This is a genomic window from Plesiomonas sp. ISS29 (assembly GCF_056522795.1).
Window position 1 is genome coordinate 2,720,980 of the sequence record NZ_JAWRZQ010000001.1, and the last position, 21,007, is coordinate 2,741,986.

Genomic DNA, 21,007 nt, shown 5'->3' on the forward strand with positions numbered 1-21,007 from the left:
CACCATTTATAGCTATTTTTCTTATTGCTAACGAATCCCCCTTACCATAAAACCAGATAGATAGTTAAAATAACCACTCATCAACTACATAGAAGAACCCCCTCAACAGATGACTCCCAACCATTTTAACCCTATCAGTAGGGTTAGATAACCACGGTTAGCTTGCAGACTCATCCCTAATTTAAAATCTCACTTATCGCTAATTCATTGATTTAATAAGATTTAAAAACATCTTTTTTGCCAAGTGTAGGTTGTGCATGAATCGAGTACAATCATACTCAACCTACAAAACAAGCGACACATACCACGGGATTTAGTTATTTTTCATAAGGCAACATGGTACTTAATGAGAATAAATAAAATCATAATTAACTTTAAATTCAATAAATTAAAATCATTAAACATATGAATAATACCAAGAATTTAGATGCCCACACCCCCATGATGCAGCAATACCTGCGGCTAAAAGCGCAGCATCCCGATATTCTGCTGTTCTATCGCATGGGTGATTTTTACGAGCTATTTTATGATGATGCCCGTACTGCATCACAACTGCTCGATATCTCACTCACCAAGCGTGGCCAGTCTGCCGGCGAGCCGATACCAATGGCAGGTGTTCCTTATCACTCGATTGAAGGATATCTGGCCAAACTGATTGCACTAGGAGAGTCTGCCGCTATCTGTGAGCAGATTGGCGATCCGGCCACCAGCAAAGGGCCGGTAGAGCGTAAAGTGGTGCGAATCATCACCCCAGGAACCGTCAGTGATGAAGCGCTGTTGCAAGAACGGCAGGATAACTTGCTGGCCGCTGTCTATTCACGCAGTGATAAATTTGGTTATGCCACACTCGATATCAGCTCAGGCCGTTTTCTGCTGACTGAGCCTGACAATGTTGACGCACTGCTGGCTGAGTTACAGCGCACCAATCCGGCAGAGCTCTTATATACCGATGATTTCCCAGAGCATGATCTGATCGCTAATCGCCGTGGTTTGCGCCGCCGTCCGCAGTGGGAGTTTGAGCTGGAAACCGCCCGCCAGCAACTGACGCTGCAATTTGGCACCCGCGATCTGATCGGGTTTGGCGTAGAGCAAGCGCACCTTGCCCTGTGTGCTGCCGGTTGTTTACTGCAATATGTCAAAGATACCCAACGCACAGCGCTGCCGCATATTCGCGGGTTAACCATGGAGCGCCAGCAAGACGGAATTATTATGGATGCGGCAACCCGCCGTAATCTTGAAATCACCCAAAACTTAAGTGGTGGCAGCGAAAACACCCTTGCGGCGGTGCTAGATCACACCGTCACCGCCATGGGCAGCCGTATGCTCAAGCGCTGGCTGCATCAGCCAATTCGCGATATCAACACCCTAACTGCCCGCCAACAAGCCATTTCAGCGCTGCAACAGGCCGATTTAATCAGCACATTGCAACCACCTTTACGTCAGGTGGGGGATATAGAACGAATCTTAGCGCGCCTTGCACTGCGCACCGCCCGCCCGCGTGATCTGGCGCGCATGCGCAGCGCATTTCAGCAATTACCGGAAATTAACACACTACTTTCCGAGCAAAATACCGCACATCTACAAACACTCAAAAGCAATATTGGTACATTTACCCAATTGTGTGATCTGCTCGAACGCGCAATTATGGAAAACCCACCGGTACTGATCCGCGATGGTGGCGTGCTGGCTCAAGGCTACAATACAGAGCTTGATGAATGGCGTGCTCTGGCCGAAGGCGCAACCCACTATTTAGACCAACTTGAAATCCGTGAACGAGAGCGTTCAGGGCTCGATACACTCAAAGTCGGTTTTAATACAATCCACGGCTACTATATTCAAGTTAGCCGCGGGCAAAGTGAGCACGTACCACCACACTACATTCGCCGTCAAACACTGAAAAATGCTGAGCGATACATTATTCCAGAGCTGAAAGAGTATGAAGATAAAGTACTTACTGCGAAGGGCAAAGCGCTGGCACTGGAAAAAAGCCTATATGAAGCACTGTTTGATCAGCTGCTGCCGCATTTACCGGCACTGCAACAAAGCGCCGCAGCCCTATCAGAGCTTGATGTTCTGATCAACTTGGCTGAACGAGCAGAAACACTTGACTACCACTGCCCGCAATTGAGCGAGCATACTGGCCTGCATATTGAAAATGGCCGGCATCCGGTGGTTGAACAAATGCTGCGAGAGCCGTTTATTGCCAACCCTGCTCACCTGACACCAGAACGCCGCATGTTAATCATTACAGGCCCGAACATGGGTGGTAAAAGTACCTATATGCGGCAAACAGCGCTGATTGTTTTGCTGGCCCATATCGGTAGTTTTGTTCCCGCACAGCAGGCCGTTATCGGGCCAATCGATCGCATTTTTACCCGAGTCGGCGCATCTGATGATCTGGCTTCTGGCCGTTCAACGTTCATGGTTGAAATGACAGAAACCGCCAACATTTTACACAATGCCACAAAACACAGCTTGGTATTGATGGATGAGATCGGGCGCGGAACCTCTACCTATGACGGTTTATCACTCGCATGGGCCTGCGTTGAGTGGCTGGCGCAAAAAATTCAGGCTATGACACTGTTTGCTACCCACTATTTTGAGCTAACTGCTCTGCCTGAGCGATTACAGGGAGTGGTAAATATTCATCTTGATGCGGTTGAACACGGTGAAACCATTGCCTTTATGCATGCGGTACAAGAGGGAGCTGCCAGCAAAAGCTATGGTCTGGCTGTTGCAGCCCTCGCCGGAGTACCGCGTGAAGTGATTGCCCGCGCCAGACAAAAACTCGGTGAGTTGGAAAACACTTCGGCAGATATACCTACCACACATTCGGGTACTGATGCCGTTGCAGTTACCGATTCTCATAGCAACACTGGCACGGGCAGTATCACCAAGCAGGCAGAAAATACGGCCCAGCTTTCGCTATTATCCGAAACAGAGCATCCGGTAATTACTGCATTGGCGGCGATAAATCCAGATAATTTAACAGCAAAACAGGCACTTGACCTGCTGTATCAACTCAAGACACTCTAAATTAATGCCCGTAATTAAAGTACGATCATTAAGATACTATAATCAAGCCGATATAATTACTGCATACCATATCCAGTAAGTAAGGCATAAAAAAGTCCCCGTAAAAACGGGGACTTTTTTTATTATCAATGGCAATGTAATCAATTAACTAATCAATTGACCCACAGTAGGCATTATTCACGAAACAGAGCGTTAATACTTAAGCCCTGCTGAGTCAGAATATCGCGCAGGCGGCGCAAGCCTTCAACCTGAATCTGGCGAACCCGTTCACGTGTTAAGCCAATTTCACTGCCAACATCTTCCAATGTTGCCGCTTCATAACCCAACAGACCAAAACGACGCGCCAGTACTTCACGCTGTTTCGGATTAAGCTCGTACAACCACTTCACGATACTTGAGTGCATATCGTTATCTTGCGTTGTCTCTTCGGGCCCGTGATCTTTTTCATCAGCCAGAATATCCAGTAGCGCTTTTTCTGAATCACCGGCAATCGGTGTATCAACCGAGGTAATACGCTCATTTAAACGTAACATACGGCTTACATCATGTACCGGACACTCGAGTACGGATGCAATATCTTCCGCTGTCGGCTCATGCTCAAGTTTATGCGCTAACTCACGCGCCGTACGCAGATAGACATTCAGCTCTTTCACCACGTGAATCGGCAGACGGATAGTCCGAGTCTGATTCATGATAGCGCGTTCAATCGTTTGACGGATCCACCATGTTGCATAGGTAGAAAAACGGAAACCTCTTTCAGGGTCAAATTTCTCCACCGCACGGATCAGACCTAGATTCCCTTCTTCGATCAGATCAAGCAGTGCCAAACCCCGATTACCATAACGGCGGGCAATTTTTACCACTAGGCGTAAATTGCTCTCGATCATACGCTTACGTGCCGACTCATCGCCACGTAAGGCACGACGGGCAAAATAAACCTCTTCTGCCGCCGTTAACAGTGGGGAGAAACCAATCTCCCCCAGATAGAGTTGGGTTGCATCCAGCACTCGCAGGGCATCAATGTGCGGGAACTGCTCGTCAGCGTCCAGATCCTCTTCCGCTGCTAGCTGAAATGCCTCTTCTTCGAGTGTTTCTAAAGACGACTCTTCCAGCTCAAAGTCATGCAGTTCTTCTGCTGCAGTATTGCTATGGCTCATACTTAACTCCTTGCATGTCGGAGAAATACGAAGCAGTACAACCCTCTCTGCCCGTTTAGCGCCGTGGTAAATAACCCAACGGATTCACAGACTTACCTTTATAACGTATTTCAAAGTGCAACCTGACTGAGCTGGTTCCTGAACTACCCATAGTGGCAATCTGCTCACCCGCTTTCACAGACTGACGCTCTTTCACCAATAATGTTTCATTATGTGCATAGGCACTGAGGTAATCATCATTATGTTTGATGATAATCAGGTTACCGTATCCACGTAATGCATTACCTGCATAAACAACTTTACCCGGTGCCGTTGAATAGATTGGCTGTCCGCGTCGTCCTGCAATATCAATGCCTTTATTACCGCCTTCCGATGCCGAGTAACCGTTGATCACTTTGCCTTCAACCGGCCAGCGCCAGCTGCTTACTTTAGCATTACCCGATTCAGCAGAATCACTCGATGAACTCGGGTTACTCTTCGCCGGCGTTTCGGTTACTTTTACCGAGGCCGGTGGCGTAGTACGCGCAATCACAGTTTCTGTTACATGAATATCACCCGGCTTTCGGTTAACATTCTGTTTACTTTCATCACCAGAGTAATGCTTAACGGCCACAGGTTCAACATAACTTTGTGTCGATTGGGTGCTGGTCTGATGAGTTTGTGCATAACTCTCATTTCCACCGTCTGACAACCGAATCGTTTGCCCTGGATAAATGGTATAAGGTGCAGGAATATTGTTCGCTGCGGCCAGATCCCTAAAGTCACGACCAGAGATATAAGAGATATAAAATAGCGTCTCCCCATCTTTCACACGGTATGTTGTACCTGTGTAGCTGCCTTTTTGTAACCGTTTGTAGTCAGGCGCAGCACCTGAGTTCGATGAAGAGCTGTAATAGTCACCACTCTCTGACGTCGCCGAACTCACCGGAGCTGGATTGGTCGTTGTTGTGGTACAACCACTTAACGCAAACAGTAAACAAGAGCAAAGACCTGTCTGATAGAGGGCCTTTTTTAGGCTTCCTGAGATCATCCTTTCACCTAACAATTTAGCGATAAATCAAATAAGCAAGTACTGCCAGCGCTACAGTACCCCAACCTAAAATTTCAATATATTTACGTAACTGTGCTTCCATGCGCGGACCGCCCCACGCCATTAATAGGGCAACCAGCAGAAAACGTGCAGTACGTGAAACTAATGCCGCACCGACAAACGGCCAAAATGCCATTTTGAGTAATCCAGCCGTCACGGTAAATACTTTATACGGAATCGGGGAGAAGCCGGCAATGAACACCACTAAAACACCCCACTCCTTGAACCACTGCATGGCTTTATCTAAATTGGCCTGATAGCCCATGTGTGCAATCATCGGTTGCAGTAGATCGAACAAGTAGTATCCCAAAGCATAACCGATAATACCACCGAGTACAGAAGTGACTGCGGTAACAAGTGCATATCGCACCGCTTTTTTCGGTTCAGCCAGTGCCATCGGCGCCAACATAATATCGGGCGGGATAGGAAAAAAAATCGCCTCGATAAAACTGACCGCGCCCAACCATATCTCTGCTTTTGGATGACGTGCCCAGATCATGACGCGATCATAAATAGCACCAAATAACTTCACGCAATCTCTCCTTGTACGAGCGGAACAAAACGAACCGCTTCAATCTGCTCAATCGTATACTGTGTTTTAATGCGAGTGATTTTCTGCAATGCCTGATTAGCAGACCCCACCGGTATCACCAATACACCACCATCGGCCAACTGTTCCAGCAGTGCTTGCGGAATAGCAGTTGCCGCCGCGGTTACAATGATCGCATCAAAGGGCGCGCGGGCAGGCCACCCCTCCCAACCATCACCGTGACGGGTAGCGATATTATGTAAATCAAGTTGTTTAAAACGCCGTTTTGCCTGCCATTGCAGAGTTTTAATTCGCTCGACCGAGCACACCCGATCAACCAAATGTGCCAATACTGCGGTTTGATAGCCCGAACCAGTGCCAATTTCCAGCACGCGTGAATGGGGCTGTAGCCCGAGCAGCTCCGTCATCCGCGCCACAATATAGGGTTGGGAAATAGTCTGCCCCGCGCCTATCGGCAGTGCGGTGTTATCGTAAGCTTTATGGGCGAATGCTTCATCAATGAAACGGTTTCGCGGGACGCTGGCCAGTGCATGAAGAACTTGCTCATCCCTGATCCCCTGTGCTTTCAAGTTGATGAGCAGCCGATCTAACTCGACTGACCTCTTCATTATTACCACTCTCCGCTGCTTTCTACCCATTCAGTCAGCATATCAAGATGCTGATGTGCGGTTAAATCAATCTGTAACGGGGTCACCGAAACATAATGTTGCGCTACTGCATCAAAGTCAGTTCCCTCACCGGCATCTTTTGCGGCGGGAACAGGGCCAATCCAGTAAATATCATTACCGCGCGGGTCTTGCTCGCAAATCACTTTGCCAGCCGGATGCCGGTTACCACAACGGGTAATCTTGATCCCTCTAATCTGCTCAAGTGGCACATCGGGTACATTGATATTTAAAATGCGGTTGGTGCGCAGCGGGTGTCGCTGCAAGGTGCGCAGTAACCGTGCGGTAATCACCGCTGCCGTTTCATAATGGGTTGTGCCATTTAGTGATACCGCCAGTGCCGGATACCCCATATGCCGACCTTCGGTTGCCGCGGCAACTGTACCTGAGTAAATCACATCATCCCCCAGATTTGGGCCAGCATTGATGCCTGAAACCACAATATCCGGCAGCGGAGACATCAGGCCGTTAACGGCTAAATGCACGCAATCGGTCGGGGTACCGCGTACCGAGAGATCGCCGTTGGCCAGTGTGTTAATGCGCACTGGCATTTCAAGTGTCAGTGAGTTTGATGCGCCGCTACGGTTACGATCGGGGGCAACTACAGTCACATCAGCAAATTTTCGCAGTTCCGCAGCAAGAATTTGAATGCCTGGTGCGGTCACACCATCATCATTACTCAGCAGGATACGCACGGTTATCTCCTTCTTGGTCGGTCAAGGCTATTTCACGAATAACGCTGGTTGCATAACTGCCTGCAGGCAGAAAAAAGGCCAGTTTTAATCCTTCAGGTCGCCACTGCCACGTAAAGTGTTCAGGTCGTAACAGCAGAGCTCGCCGCGCTGGTTCTAAACGCTCACGGGTTAACAACCCGATTAGGGCCTGTGCTGTGTCTAATTGGGCATGTTCAAAAATAGCGGCTTCAGATTGTGAGCCTAACTCGCCATCTCCAACCATGGGTGCTGTCAGGTTAACATCGCGCTCTTGCAAACGTTGTTGGGATTGAACCAACTCCTCTGGGGTTGTCACAAACCAGCTGTTTCGCCCGGCCAGTTGCAGTGCATCCCCCTCAAGTACTGTAGTATGCAAATCGGCCGCAATACGTGCGCTAACCACTGTATTAAACAGCTCACTGCGGGCAGCCGATAGGCAAAAACTGCGCTTATTACGGTCTTTAACCTTTATTTCACCGCTGGCCCAACGCTGCGCCATGTGCAGGTTGTTACCTTCACGGCCAAAACGTTGCTCACCAAAATAGTTAGGCACGCCCTGTTCGGCTATCAGCGTTAACCGCTGATCCAACTCGGCGGAAGCTGTCATACCACGCAGTAAAATTTCAAACTGGTTTCCGCGTAAAGCACCGGTACGCATTTTGCGATTATGGCGTGTCATACCCAATACGGTACAACCGTCGAGCTGAAAAGCGGCAAAATCAGGGGTGATTTTTCCCGGAATATGCAGACCAAACCACTGCTCGGTGACCGCATGACGATCTTTTAAACCGGCATAGGCCACGTTACGCGCGGGAATACCGGCATACTCAGCCAGTTTCTCAGCTACAAACTTGGTATTACAGCCCGTTTTTTGCACTAAGACCATGACGTGTTCACCTTCACCGGTAAAGTCATAGCCTAAGTTTTCTATCACGCGAAAATCATCTGGCAGTGCTTTTAGTTGTCCGTAATGCGTTGGTTTACCGTGTAAATAGTGCAACTCACTCACCCGATTTTTCTCCGTTTTCTGCGCTTTTATCTACGCTATGTTGTTGGCTAAGACCAGGTTCAGCAGCCTCTTGTTGCGTGTTTTTTCTCAGTAACAGTGCAACCGCTTCACAGGCTATACCTTCACCCCGACCAGTAAAACCGAGCTTTTCGGTGGTCGTGGCTTTGACATTCACACAGTCAATCGAACAGGCTAAATCGGCGGCAATAAAGGCCCGCATCGCACTAATATGTGGAGCCATTTTAGGCGCTTGCGCAATAATAGTGACATCGACATTACCAATGCCGTAACCTTTTTGTTGGATCTGGCGAAATGCCTCGCGCAGCAATCCCCGGCTATCAGCGCCTTTATATGCAGGGTCGGTATCGGGAAACAGGTGGCCAATATCGCCAAGCGCGGCAGCACCGAGCAGTGCATCGGTCAGCGCATGCAGAGCAACATCGCCATCAGAGTGTGCCAGTAAGCCTTGCGGATACGGAATCGCTACTCCGCCAATAATGACAGGGCCATCGCCGCCAAACTTGTGTACATCAAAACCATGTCCGATACGCATCATCCGATGTCCTCGCAAGCTAAAAAAGGGGGGGATAGAAAATAAAAACTAGGCTGCGTTAATATACCTGCCATAGGTTGTCGTCATAGCGCTGGCTAGATTCATGGGCAAATTAACATGTAGGATCAGCAGGCAAAACCAGAGAGTTCGCTAGGTAAAAACGCGCAAGCTCGAGATCCTCTGGCTGTGTCACCTTAATATTATCGGCTCGCCCGTTGACAAGATAAGGCTGGAAACCACAAAACTCTAAGGCAGAGGCCTCATCAGTAATCACGGCCTGTTCTGCTAAGGCTTTTTCAAGGCAATCGCGCAGCAAGCGCGAAGGGAACATTTGCGGCGTTAATGCATGCCACAACTGTGTACGCTCAACGGTATGATCGATAGTGTGTGAGGCATTTCCGCGCTTCATGGTATCACGTACGGGGCTGGCTAAAATCGCACCTACTGGCATATTTTCGCGCCACGGGCAGTCAGCAAATGTCAGAAGTTTGTCAAGATCACTGGCGTGTAGGCAAGGGCGCGCGGCATCATGAACCAGTATCCACGCGCTATCATCATCAATTGAGCGCAAAGCAGCCAGCACCGAGTCTGCGCGCTCATTGCCCCCCGTCACGGTACGGATACGCGGGTGAGTGCGCAAGGCAAGCGTATCAAACCAGCGATCATCCGGATGCAGCGCAATAACAACCGATGAAATTCGCACATCGCGCAGCAATGCCTGCACGGTATGCTCTAAAATTGTCAAACCTTGCAACAGCAAATATTGCTTAGGAATGGCCGCTTGCATTCGGCTACCAATACCGGCTGCCGGAATAACGGCAATAAAGTGTGTAGCTTGATCAGTAACCGCTGTCATCGTTATTACTTATTTTGTGGTTTTATCAGCAGGCAAAATACGGTAGAAAGTTTCTCCAGGTTTTACCATGCCCAATTCATCGCGCGCACGCTCTTCAATGGCTTCAAGGCCACTAGAGAGATCATCAATTTCGGCAAACAGCTGTTCGTTACGGCTTTTTAATTTGGTGTTACTCTCTTGTTGTGCCACAACTTCATGCTGAATACGGGTATAGGTATGCACACCATTTTTACCCAGCCACAAACTGTATTGTAACCAGCTCAGTATCACGAGCAAAAATATGCTTAGTTTACCCATCTTACCCCCCAGAAAATCGCCGTTATCATCCCATATCTGATGCCGTTGTACCACTGCCGTAATGCGTTGACTGCGGAGACAAGTCTCAGCATAACTGGCATATTTCGGTGATTCCTCGGGTAAACGCTGTTTTTAGGCCATAAAAAAGGCTACCCGAAGGCAGCCTTTTCGTTTATGCAATCAGCTGCAATATAAGATTACAGCATGCAAAAAATCAGCGCAGCACGATTATGCTTGGCCTTTCACTTCTTTCAGACCGTTGAAAGGTGCTTTTTCGCCCAGCATCTCTTCGATACGGATCAGTTGGTTGTACTTAGCAACACGGTCAGAACGGCTCATAGAACCAGTTTTGATTTGGCCCGCTGCAGTACCTACTGCCAGATCAGCGATGGTTGCATCTTCAGTTTCACCTGAACGGTGAGAGATCACTGCGGTGTAACCTGCATCTTTCGCCATTTTGATTGCAGCCAGCGTTTCGGTCAGAGAACCGATCTGGTTGAATTTGATCAGAATGGAGTTAACGATACCGTTGTCGATACCACGCTTGAGGATCTTGGTGTTGGTAACGAACAAATCATCACCCACCAGCTGGATTTTGTCGCCCAGGATCTTGGTTTGGTATGCAAAACCATCCCAATCAGACTCGTCCAGACCATCTTCAATAGAGACGATTGGGTACTGGGTAGTCAGTTCTGCCAAGAAATCAGAGAAGCCTTCTGCGGTGAAGGTTTTACCTTCGCCTTTCAGCTCATACATGCCGGTTTCTTTGTTGTAGAACTCAGAAGCTGCACAGTCCATTGCCAGAGTAATGTCTTTACCCAGCACATAGCCAGCTTGCTCAACCGCTTCTTTGATAGCAGCCAGTGCAGCAGCGTTAGATTCTAGGTTTGGCGCGTAGCCACCTTCGTCACCAACTGCTGTACCCATGCCTTTTGCTTTCAGTACTTTAGCCAGAGTATGGAATACTTCTGAACCCATACGTACCGCTTCTTTCAGCGTTTTTGCGCCAACAGGCTGAATCATGAACTCTTGGATATCAACGTTGTTATCTGCGTGCTCACCACCGTTGATGATGTTCATCATTGGCAGAGGCATAGAGTAAACACCCGGAGTACCGTTCAGTTCAGCAATGTGTGCGAACAGTGGCATGCCTTTAGCAGCAGCAGCGGCTTTGGCGTTGGCCAGTGATACAGCCAGAATCGCGTTAGCACCGAAGTTAGACTTGTTCTCAGTACCATCAAGATCAATCATGACCTTATCGATAGCAGCTTGATCTTTTGCATCTTTGCCCAGCAGAGCTTCAGCAATCGGACCATTAACAGCAGAAATTGCTTTCAGAACGCCTTTGCCCATGAAACGGGATTTATCACCATCACGCAGTTCCAGTGCTTCGCGAGAACCGGTAGATGCACCAGACGGCGCAGCAGCCAGACCTACAAAACCACCTTCCAGATGCACTTCTGCTTCAACGGTAGGGTTACCACGAGAGTCAATAATTTCACGAGCCAGTACTTTAACGATCTTGGACATAACTTTTCTTCCTATTAAAAGTGAGTCTGAACTTTAAGCTGAGTCAAAAAATGTACTGTTTTACTGTGTGATTGGATTAAAAAAGTACGCTTAATCCAGCCCAGAAATGCAGTACATTTTAGGGTTTTCGTTACTTAATCTGGCGAGCCTGATAATCACCGGCGGCTTTTACAAAGCCTGCAAACAGTGGGTGACCATCACGCGGGGTCGACGTAAACTCAGGGTGGAACTGGCAAGCAACAAACCATGGATGGTTTGGCACTTCGATAATCTCAACCAGTTGCTTGTCTGCTGAACGGCCTGTTACGCGCATACCGGCTTTCTCAATCTGAGGCAGCAGATAGTTGTTCACTTCGTAACGATGACGGTGACGTTCATGAATAGTCGGCTGACCATACAGTTTACGTGCAGTGCTGCCCTCTTCTAAATGACACAACTGTGCGCCTAAACGCATAGTGCCACCCAGATCAGACTCTTCACTGCGCACTTCAACCTGACCTTCTGCATCTTTCCACTCAGTGATCAAGCCAACAACCGGGAAGGTGCTGCTTGCGTCAAATTCAGTGGAGTTAGCACCTGTCATACCGGCAACATTGCGGGCAAATTCAATCATTGCCACTTGCATGCCCAGACAGATACCTAGGTAAGGTACGTTATTTTCACGCGCATAGCGGGCAGCCATAATCTTGCCTTCTACGCCACGCGAACCAAAACCACCTGGAACCAAAATTGCGTCAAGGCCTTTGAGCAGTTCTACGCCTTTGGTTTCAACATCTTGTGAGTCAATATAACGAATATTCACTGTCAGGCGATTTTTCAAACCACCATGTTTTAGCGCTTCGTTCACTGACTTATAGGCATCTGGCAGTTCAATATACTTACCGACCATCCCGATAGTCACTTCGGCTGTTGGGTTGGCCTCTTCGTAGATGACCTGTTCCCATTCAGAACAAGTTCGCTTCCGGACAGTTCAAACCAAAACGCTTACAGATGTACTGATCCAGCCCTTGCGACTTCAATAGCGCAGGGATCTTATAGATAGAATCAACATCTTTCAGTGAGATAACCGCCTTTTCCGGCACATTACAGAACAGCGCAATCTTCGCGCGCTCGTTTGCTGGGATCACGCGGTCTGAACGGCAAATCAGCACATCAGGCTGAATACCGATAGACAACAGCTCTTTCACTGAATGCTGTGTTGGCTTGGTTTTCACTTCACCGGCAGCGGCCATATATGGCACTAACGTCAGGTGCATATACAGAGTATGCTCACGGCCTACTTCAACAGCCAACTGACGAATAGCTTCCAAGAATGGCAGTGATTCGATATCACCCACTGTGCCGCCAATCTCAACAATCACCACATCGTGGCCTTGAGCACCGGCAATGACACGATCTTTAATTTCATTCGTGATGTGCGGAATCACCTGAATGGTTGCACCCAAATAATCACCACGACGCTCTTTGCGCAGCACATCGGCATACACACGGCCAGAGGTGAAGTTATTGCGGCGTGTCATTTTGGTACGAATGAAACGCTCATAGTGCCCCAAGTCGAGGTCAGTTTCCGCGCCGTCTTCCGTTACGAATACTTCACCGTGTTGGATCGGGCTCATGGTACCCGGATCCACGTTGATGTAAGGGTCCAGTTTCATGATGGTGACATTGAGTCCACGCGCTTCGAGAATCGCGGCCAGTGATGCTGCTGCAATGCCTTTACCTAGCGAGGATACAACCCCACCGGTCACAAAAATATAATTTGTTGTCATGCTGAACCTGAGAGTTAGGTTTATAGGAGAAAAGGAAGAACAAAGACGGGATAATAGTATACCAGAGCTCCCCCCTCTCGACAAATCGGGAAGCAACTGATTACCCCTTTTGTACCCTATTCTTCATTTTTCAACGGTTAATTAGCCGGTTATTATGAAGGCTCACGGCGCTTTATTGCTTGCCATAATGCTTCCATTTCTGCCAGTGATGCATCTTGCATCTGTCGCCCTTGTGCGGCTATCGCCTCTTCTATCTGACGAAAGCGCCGTTCAAACTTATCACTCGCCTGACGCAGTGCCAGTTCCGGCTTGTGCCCCAAGTGACGACTGAGATTAACCGTAGCAAAAAGCAAGTCTCCAATTTCTTCTGCTAATTTTACCTCATTTTTCTCCACCTGACACGCTTCAGCTAGCACTTCTTCGATCTCTTCGTGCACTTTTTCAACAACTGGGCCCAAAGTATCCCAATCAAAGCCCACTGTTGCACAACGTTGCTGCATTTTATAAGCACGCATCAGTGCCGGTTGTGCTTTAGGGATATCATCCAATACTGAGGTTTGTGCTTTTTCTGTACGCTCATTTTGTTTGATGCTCTCCCAGTTGCGTAACACTTCGGCAGTTGCATCACCCGCCACTGCATCAAGTTGAGTATCACCAAACACATGCGGATGACGGCGATATAACTTATCGCTGATCTCATTGCACACATCACCAAAATCAAACAACCCCTGCTCTTTGGCGATTTGTGCATAGAACACCACCTGAAACAGCATATCGCCCAGCTCTGATTTCAGATCAGCCGCATCATTACGCTCAATCGCATCGATAACCTCATAGGTCTCTTCCAGCGTATGCGGCATCAGCGTTTCGAACGTTTGTTTACGATCCCACGGGCAACCAGTTTGTGGATCGCGCAGTTGTTGCATAATGTTCAGTAGAGTGTTCATCGGTTCAGACATTTTCATCAGCCTATTTTTTTGTTGTTATCGACAATCAGTAACCTGTACTGAAAAAACGAAAAAGAACGGGAAGCTAAATGCTTCCCGTGATGTATCCATGAATCAAATTCTGTTTGCAGCAACCCACCGTGCGGCACTAACCGCGTAATCGGCGAGCTTCAATCACATCCGGCAGTTGCCCGATGCGGCTGAGTACCCGCCCGAGCGCCGGCAGGTTATACAACTCAATTTCCATATCAATGGTCGCCAGCTGTTTTTTGGTATCACTGCGGCTGGCTACGCCCAGTACGTTGACTTTTTCATTCGCCAAAATAGTGGTGATATCGCGCAGTAATCCGCTGCGATCATTGGCCATCACCCGTACACTGAGCGAATAGCCTGATGAGTAGCACTCACCCCACACGGCTTCAACCACGCGTTCCGGTGCATGGCTGAGCAGATCATGCAGCTGTTCGCAATCAGCACGGTGTATTGAGATACCGCGCCCTTGGGTGATAAAACCGACAATGTCATCACCCGGAATCGGCTGACAGCAGCGCGCGATGTAGTGCAGTAAATTCCCAACACCTTCAACCACAATCCGCCCCGGCTTGTGATCGGTGCTCTTATGCCCGGCATTCTGGGCTTTTTGGGCGATATTGCGCAGCGCTTCTTTATCGGCTTGCTCTGCATCCGGCTTCATCAAGCGGTTATGTAGGAAATTAATCAGCTGATTAAGGCGTAAATCGCCACCACCAATACCGGCCAGCACCTCTTCCATACTTTTGACATTGAAGCGCTCTATTGCCAGCTTTTCAACATCTTTAAAACCCAACCCCATGCGTGAAAGCTCACCTTCGAGCATCTCTTTACCGGCGGCCACATTTTTATCGCGATCGAGCTTTTTAAAGTACGCATGGATCTTCGCGCGCCCACGGCTACTGTTCACAAACCCAAGGTTCGGATTTAACCAGTCACGGCTCGGGTTAGGATTTTTCTGGGTGATGATCTCTATCTGATCACCCATCTGCAATTTGTAGGTAAAAGGAACGATGCGCCCACTAATTTTGGCACCAATACAACGATGACCAACATCACTGTGAATATGGTAGGCAAAATCGAGCGGTGTTGAGCCACTTGGCAGATCAACCACATCTCCTTTCGGGGTAAAGACGTAGACACGATCATCAAAGACCTGACTGCGCAGCTCATCCATCATCTCGCCAGAGTCAGAGATCTCTTCTTGCCAGGCCAGCAGTTTACGCAACCACGCTATCCGCTCTTCATAGCCGGAACGCACGTTGCCACCACCCTCTTTATATTTCCAGTGTGCGGCGACACCCAGCTCAGCATCCTCATGCATCTGACGGGTGCGGATCTGAATTTCAATGGTTTTACCCTGCGGCCCTAATACTACGGTATGAATTGACTGATAACCGTTAGGTTTAGGGTTAGCCACATAATCATCAAACTCTTTGGGCAGATGCTTACAATAGGTGTGCACCACCCCTAACGTGGCATAACAGTCTTGCAGACGCTCGGTAATGATACGAATAGCACGTACATCAAACAGTTCATCAAACGACAGCATTTTCTTCTGCATTTTTCGCCAAATGCTGTAGATATGCTTAGGCCGACCGTACACTTCCGCCGCCACACCGGCCTCTTTGATGTGTGAGCGCAGCGTTTTGACAAAAGAGTCAATGTACTGCTCGCGGTCTATCCGGCGTTCGTGTAGTAGTTTGGCAATCCGCTTGTACTCATCAGGGTGCAGGTAACGGAAGCAGTAGTCTTCCAACTCCCACTTTAACTGCCCGATCCCCAAGCGGTTAGCCAGCGGTGCATAGATATTGGTACACTCTTTGGCCGCTAAAACTCTCTGCTCTTCATCGGCATCTTTCACCTCTCGCAGGTGTGCAATGCGCTCGGCCAGTTTGATAACTACACAGCGGAAATCTTCCACCATAGCCAACAGCATGCGCCGCACATTATCTACTTGTTCAGACGATGTAGAGCCGTTTTGCGTGCCGTTTAGCTGGCGTATTGCATCCATATCCAATACGCCGCGAATAAGCTCCGCGATTGATTTACCGCACTCTTCCTGCACCTGAGTCAGGGGCAGAATTTTGGCTTCGACCAATGGAAAAACTAATGCCGCCCGTAAACTATCGGTATCCATACTCAGCGTGGCCAGAATTTCGACCATTTCCAAACCACGCGATAGCACTGTACTGGCTAATGCAGGATCAGCAATACAGCTCTCACAATAACGCCAAGTTTCGGATACACGGGTTCCGGTCTCAGGTGATAAACCCAGACTGTTAATCCATTTTTCGAGCGCAAACACCCCGTCTTTATTCAGGTGAGCACCACGAACTGCAACCATAATTAATCCCTATCTCTTGGCTTTAATGATATTAATTGACGACATAAAACAGATACTTGGGCCGGTACGATATAATACACACCGTTTTTTATACGCTGAATATTCGATAAAAAATCATACCGCTAATGAATCGTTCATTTACCCGCAGCATTGGAAAATCAAACCAGAAGGCCTTACTTTTTACGGCGGATAAACAGCGCCATTGACTCAACATGAGCCGTCTGCGGGAACATATCTAGGGCCCCCAACTCAGCCAACTGGTAGCCAGCCTCGATTAGAACTTGGCTATCACGTGCCAGAGTCGCCGGGTTACACGACACGTAGACAACATGACTCGGGCGCAAGTTCACTATATGTTCCATTACCGCCAATGCGCCAGCCCGTGCCGGATCAAGCAACACCTTGTTAAACCCTTCAGTACTCCACGGCTGAGCCGTGAGTGGGGCATCCAGATCGCAGCAGAAAAACTCCGCATTGCTGATCTGGTTTTCATGTGCGTTGGTTTTGGCCTGCTCAACCATGGCAGCAACACCTTCAACACCCGCCACATAGCCGGCTTTCTGTGCAATCGGTAATGTAAAGTTCCCCATCCCACAGAACAAATCCAGCACCCGATCATCGGCCGACAACGCTAACCACGTTAATGCCTGCGCGATCATTTTTTGGTTTACGTCAGCATTCACCTGAATAAAATCACGCGGTGAAAATTGCAGCGTCAGACCGTTTACCTGATAGGTTGGCCACTGGCCTGCTAAACAGATGACTTGCTCACTATCAGGGGCTAAAAACAGACTCAGTTGATGCGCGTTGGCAAACTCAACCAACATTGCCTGATCAGATTCTGATAACGGTTTTACATGGCGCACCACCAAAGCATTTCCATTATCAGCGCCCACCAGCTCAATATGGCCCAGTGAAATAACCCCTCGCAGTTTTTGTAAACACTGTTTTAATGGGGGAATAAGTGCAGAAAGCTGCGGCTGTAGTACCGGACACTGCTGGATATCGACCAGTGTTTTTGCATTCGCGCGCCGGAAACCCAACGTGAGCTCTCGGGTCTTTTTATCGGCCAGTAAACTTAGTCTTGCGCGACGGCGATAACCATATGCATCACCACATAATGGCGCAGTCACCGTGGCTGGCGCAGCAATATCACGGGTCATTAAGCGCAAAAACGCATTTTGCTTACTCTCAGTTTGCAATGCATACTCGATATGTTGCATCTGACAGCCGCCACACTGCGCATAATGTGGGCATACCGGTTTGACCCGCGCCTCAGAAGCGTGTAACACTTTTTGCGTGCTTGCTTTCGCATACTGGCGCTTATCTTCATAAACCCGCGCAAGCACTTTTTCACCGGGCAGCGCACCGGTCACAAAGAGCGTTTTTCCTTGCCAACGCGCAACACCTTGCCCTTGATAATCAAGAGAAAGGATCTCAACTTCAACATTTTGTACGACAGAAGCCTGTTTTTTTACTGGAGTATAAAATTGCACCATGAATATCTAGCCATAATCAGGTAAATTATGCGAATAATCGGCAATTCTCCCACAGATAACGACTGATGACCAATTACGGCCTGCGCGCACGAGTAATCACCATGACACTGGCTCCAACCCTAATTATCGGGTTGTTGCTCAGCACTTTTTTTGTCGTCAATCGTTACCGCGATCTCGATCAACAACTGATTGATGAAGGTATTTCGATTATCGAGCCTTTATCTGTGGCCACTGAATATGCCATGACATTCAGAAACCGAGAGTCAGTAAAGCAGCTGATCAATTTACTGCACCGTCGCCATTCAAATATAGTGCGTTCTATTGCGGTATTCGATGCTGATAACCGTTTATTTGTTACCTCTAATTTTCACCGCAATTTCTCAGTTCTGCAACTTGATGAGCAGAGCAAATTGCCGACCCAAGTGATGGTAACACGGCAAGATCAACTGCTGGTGATCCGTACCCCCATCTTTGCGGAAAACTCACTGCCTGAACTGTTGCTGAACAACCCTGAAGGCAACCCACCACTTGGCTATATTGCCGTAGAGCTTGATGTCAGGCCGATGGAGCTGCAACAGTATCAAGAGATAGCCGCATCACTGGGAATGTTAGCTATCGGTATGATTATTGCGGGTGTATTCTCTTACCGACTGATGCGCGTGGTAACTGTACCTATCACTCATATGGTGCACACCGTTGATCAAATTCGCCGTGGGCAACTTGATAGCCGCGTTGCCGGTAATATGCTTGGTGAGTTAAACATGCTGAAAAATGGCATTAACTCGATGGCTGTATCACTCACTGTATACCACGAAGAGATGCAACAAAGCATTGATCAGGCCACCTCTGATCTGCGGGAAACGCTCGAGCAGATGGAGATCCAGAACGTAGAGCTTGATCTGGCGAAAAAACGAGCACAAGAAGCGGCACGCATTAAATCCGAGTTTTTGGCCAATATGTCACACGAGCTGCGCACGCCGCTTAATGGTGTTATCGGCTTTACCCGCCAAATGTTAAAAACTCGTCTCAGTACCAGCCAAATTGACTACCTGCAAACCATTGAGCGTTCAGCCAATAACTTGCTGACTATTATCAACGATATTTTAGACTTCTCAAAACTCGAAGCCGGAAAACTGGTACTAGAGCAAATCCCATTCGGGGTACACGATACGATTGATGAAGTCATGCTGCTGCTTGCCCCGAATGCCCACGATAAAGGTATCGAGCTGACACTCACCCTCAGCCAGGATGTGCCTGAATATGTGGTCGGAGATCCGCTGCGGGTACAGCAAATTCTCACCAACCTGATCGGTAACGCCATTAAATTTACCGAACACGGTAATATCGATATTTTAATCGAACTGCGCAGCCGTACCCCAGGCGGAATTGAACTGCTATTACAAATCAGAGATACCGGTATCGGTATTTCTGAACGTCAGCAAGCACAGCTGTTTCAGGCCTTCCGTCAGGCGGATGCCAGCATTTCCCGCCGTTATGGCGGTACCGGTTTAGGATTGGTTATCACCCAAAAATTGGTTAAAGAGATGGGCGGTGAAATTGGTTTCCAAAGCCGCCTGCATAAAGGCTCTAGTTTTTGGTTTACCGTACCGCTAGCGCTGACCGATGGCATTCACAACGATGTTCCAAAACTGCTCTCACTCACTGGGCAACACATCAGCCTAATTGAACCCAATGAGCAAGCAGCCAGTGCAGTGATGAGTATGTTTGAGCAACAACCAGTAGTACTGAACTGTGCCGCAACACTAGCAGAGCTGACAGCCACACAGACCGATATTTTGCTACTCTGTTTTGCCGCTACACTCACGCCTGATGTGGCTGATATGTCACAGCAGATTAAACTGGCACGCCGCTACACCCGACGCGTTATTGTCGGCCTGCCGAGTAAAGATCTGAATGTTGCCGATGCACTCATCCAAGCCGGTGCAGAGGCCTGCTTAACCAAACCGCTGCCACGCGCGCGGCTGTTTAATACCCTGCAAGATGGCCACACCACAGCATTGCCAAACCCCGCATGGCTGCCGGCCAAACTGCCACTACATGTGATGGCGGTTGATGATAATCCGGCCAACCTGAAACTTATCGGCACACTGCTGCAAGAGATGGTCGAACACGTTTATCTGTGCAATAACGGGCTTGATGCCGTAGAACAGGCATCACGCCAACGGTTTGATATTATCTTGATGGATATTCAGATGCCGGAGATGGATGGCATCAGGGCCAGCGAACTGATTCGCCAACAAACCAATAATCAGGACACCCCGATTGTTGCCGTTACCGCACATGCCATGAGTGGCGAGCGCGAGCGGCTGATTGCCGCTGGCATGGATGATTATCTGACCAAACCAATTGATGAGAGCATGCTACAGCGGATTATGGCTCTGCATACCGGCTGCAATCTACCGATAATAGCGTCAGCCGCCGCAATACCGAACAAACACACCGTGATTAGCGATGTTACCGACACTGCCCCGATTGAACTCACGATTGAAACTACAAAGACAGCAGAAACAACTGAGACAGTGAAAACCGTGATTGCGGGTAATGTCAGTGAAAACAGCAGCCTTGACTGGGCATTAGCGTTACAGCAAGCCGCCGGTAAAGAAGATTTAGCCATTGAATTACTCGAAATGCTCCTCACTTTCCTGACCGAAATTGAGCAAAGGGTACACAATGTACTCAATGAACAGGATGAGCCCGAGATCCTTGCAAAAATTCACACACTGCACGGTAGTTGCAGTTACAGCGGAGTGCCGCGCCTGAAAAACCTCTGCCGTCAGCTTGAACAGCTGTTACGTCAGGGGACACCGGCAGAAGAGTTAGAACCGGAATGGCTCGAGTTACTCGATGAGATAGAGAACGTCAGGCATCAGTCTTTACGTTTTATTCCGCATCAGGTTACATAAGTTCTGGGACCTGTTTGCGGTAAGCGTAAACTACG

The 21,007-nt window shown here is 48.6% G+C and carries 14 protein-coding genes and 2 pseudogenes; 2 read left to right on the forward strand and 14 right to left on the reverse strand.

Annotated elements, in window-relative coordinates:
* Nucleotides 1–405: 405 nt before the first annotated feature.
* Nucleotides 406–3,036 (forward strand): DNA mismatch repair protein MutS, encoded by a 2,631-nt coding sequence (gene mutS / locus AC1HDJ_RS12190; protein ID WP_479536033.1) that lies wholly within the window; start codon nucleotides 406–408, stop codon nucleotides 3,034–3,036.
* Between the two features lie 173 nt (nucleotides 3,037–3,209).
* On the opposite strand, the gene rpoS is transcribed toward mutS, so the two are convergent.
* From rpoS to rlmD, 14 genes and pseudogenes are all read right to left on the reverse strand, one after another.
* A complete protein-coding gene (rpoS, locus tag AC1HDJ_RS12195; RefSeq protein WP_479536034.1) occupies nucleotides 3,210–4,193 on the reverse strand; it encodes an RNA polymerase sigma factor RpoS in 984 nt (327 codons plus the stop codon).
* Between the two features lie 55 nt (nucleotides 4,194–4,248).
* Complete coding sequence (nlpD, locus tag AC1HDJ_RS12200) at nucleotides 4,249–5,223, reverse strand: murein hydrolase activator NlpD (RefSeq protein WP_479536035.1); 975 nt, start codon at nucleotides 5,221–5,223, stop codon at nucleotides 4,249–4,251.
* Nucleotides 5,224–5,239: 16 nt separating this feature from the next.
* Nucleotides 5,240–5,815, reverse strand: coding sequence for a YqaA family protein (locus tag AC1HDJ_RS12205; RefSeq protein ID WP_438631421.1), 576 nt, complete (start codon nucleotides 5,813–5,815; stop codon nucleotides 5,240–5,242).
* Nucleotides 5,812–6,441, reverse strand: coding sequence for a protein-L-isoaspartate(D-aspartate) O-methyltransferase (locus AC1HDJ_RS12210; RefSeq protein WP_479536036.1), 630 nt, complete (start codon nucleotides 6,439–6,441; stop codon nucleotides 5,812–5,814). The genes AC1HDJ_RS12205 and AC1HDJ_RS12210 overlap by 4 nt, the downstream gene beginning before the upstream one ends.
* Before the next feature lie 2 nt (nucleotides 6,442–6,443).
* The gene (gene surE / locus AC1HDJ_RS12215) at nucleotides 6,444–7,193 is read right to left on the reverse strand and encodes a 5'/3'-nucleotidase SurE (RefSeq protein WP_479536037.1); all 750 of its coding nucleotides are present in this window, start codon (nucleotides 7,191–7,193) and stop codon (nucleotides 6,444–6,446) included.
* Complete coding sequence (truD, locus tag AC1HDJ_RS12220; protein WP_479536038.1) at nucleotides 7,174–8,220, reverse strand: tRNA pseudouridine(13) synthase TruD; 1,047 nt, start codon at nucleotides 8,218–8,220, stop codon at nucleotides 7,174–7,176. Before truD ends, surE begins: the two co-directional genes overlap by 20 nt.
* An 85-nt stretch (nucleotides 8,221–8,305) precedes the next feature.
* Nucleotides 8,306–8,773: pseudogene (gene ispF / locus AC1HDJ_RS12225) on the reverse strand (2-C-methyl-D-erythritol 2,4-cyclodiphosphate synthase); the annotation flags it as partial.
* Between the two features lie 112 nt (nucleotides 8,774–8,885).
* Nucleotides 8,886–9,629, reverse strand: coding sequence for a 2-C-methyl-D-erythritol 4-phosphate cytidylyltransferase (ispD, locus tag AC1HDJ_RS12230; RefSeq protein WP_479536039.1), 744 nt, complete (start codon nucleotides 9,627–9,629; stop codon nucleotides 8,886–8,888).
* A gap of 9 nt (nucleotides 9,630–9,638) precedes the next feature.
* The gene (gene ftsB / locus AC1HDJ_RS12235) at nucleotides 9,639–9,926 is read right to left on the reverse strand and encodes a cell division protein FtsB (protein WP_438623776.1); all 288 of its coding nucleotides are present in this window, start codon (nucleotides 9,924–9,926) and stop codon (nucleotides 9,639–9,641) included.
* 228 nt (nucleotides 9,927–10,154) lie between these two features.
* Nucleotides 10,155–11,456 (reverse strand): phosphopyruvate hydratase, encoded by a 1,302-nt coding sequence (gene eno, locus AC1HDJ_RS12240; RefSeq protein WP_438623709.1) that lies wholly within the window; start codon nucleotides 11,454–11,456, stop codon nucleotides 10,155–10,157.
* A 130-nt stretch (nucleotides 11,457–11,586) separates the two neighbouring features.
* Nucleotides 11,587–13,225, reverse strand: a pseudogene (gene pyrG / locus AC1HDJ_RS12245) (glutamine hydrolyzing CTP synthase).
* Nucleotides 13,226–13,377: 152 nt separating this feature from the next.
* Nucleotides 13,378–14,190 carry a nucleoside triphosphate pyrophosphohydrolase gene (gene mazG / locus AC1HDJ_RS12250; RefSeq protein ID WP_479536040.1) on the reverse strand — a complete coding sequence of 271 codons (813 nt, stop codon included), beginning with the start codon at nucleotides 14,188–14,190 and terminating at the stop codon, nucleotides 13,378–13,380.
* 130 nt (nucleotides 14,191–14,320) lie between these two features.
* Nucleotides 14,321–16,549 carry a GTP diphosphokinase gene (gene relA, locus AC1HDJ_RS12255; protein WP_479536041.1) on the reverse strand — a complete coding sequence of 743 codons (2,229 nt, stop codon included), beginning with the start codon at nucleotides 16,547–16,549 and terminating at the stop codon, nucleotides 14,321–14,323.
* A gap of 173 nt (nucleotides 16,550–16,722) precedes the next feature.
* Nucleotides 16,723–18,048, reverse strand: coding sequence for a 23S rRNA (uracil(1939)-C(5))-methyltransferase RlmD (gene rlmD, locus AC1HDJ_RS12260; RefSeq protein ID WP_479536042.1), 1,326 nt, complete (start codon nucleotides 18,046–18,048; stop codon nucleotides 16,723–16,725).
* Between the two features lie 65 nt (nucleotides 18,049–18,113).
* Here rlmD and barA point away from each other — a divergent pair, with 65 nt between their 5' ends.
* Nucleotides 18,114–20,972 (forward strand): two-component sensor histidine kinase BarA, encoded by a 2,859-nt coding sequence (barA, locus tag AC1HDJ_RS12265; RefSeq protein ID WP_479536043.1) that lies wholly within the window; start codon nucleotides 18,114–18,116, stop codon nucleotides 20,970–20,972.
* The last annotated feature ends 35 nt before the right edge of the window (nucleotides 20,973–21,007 follow it).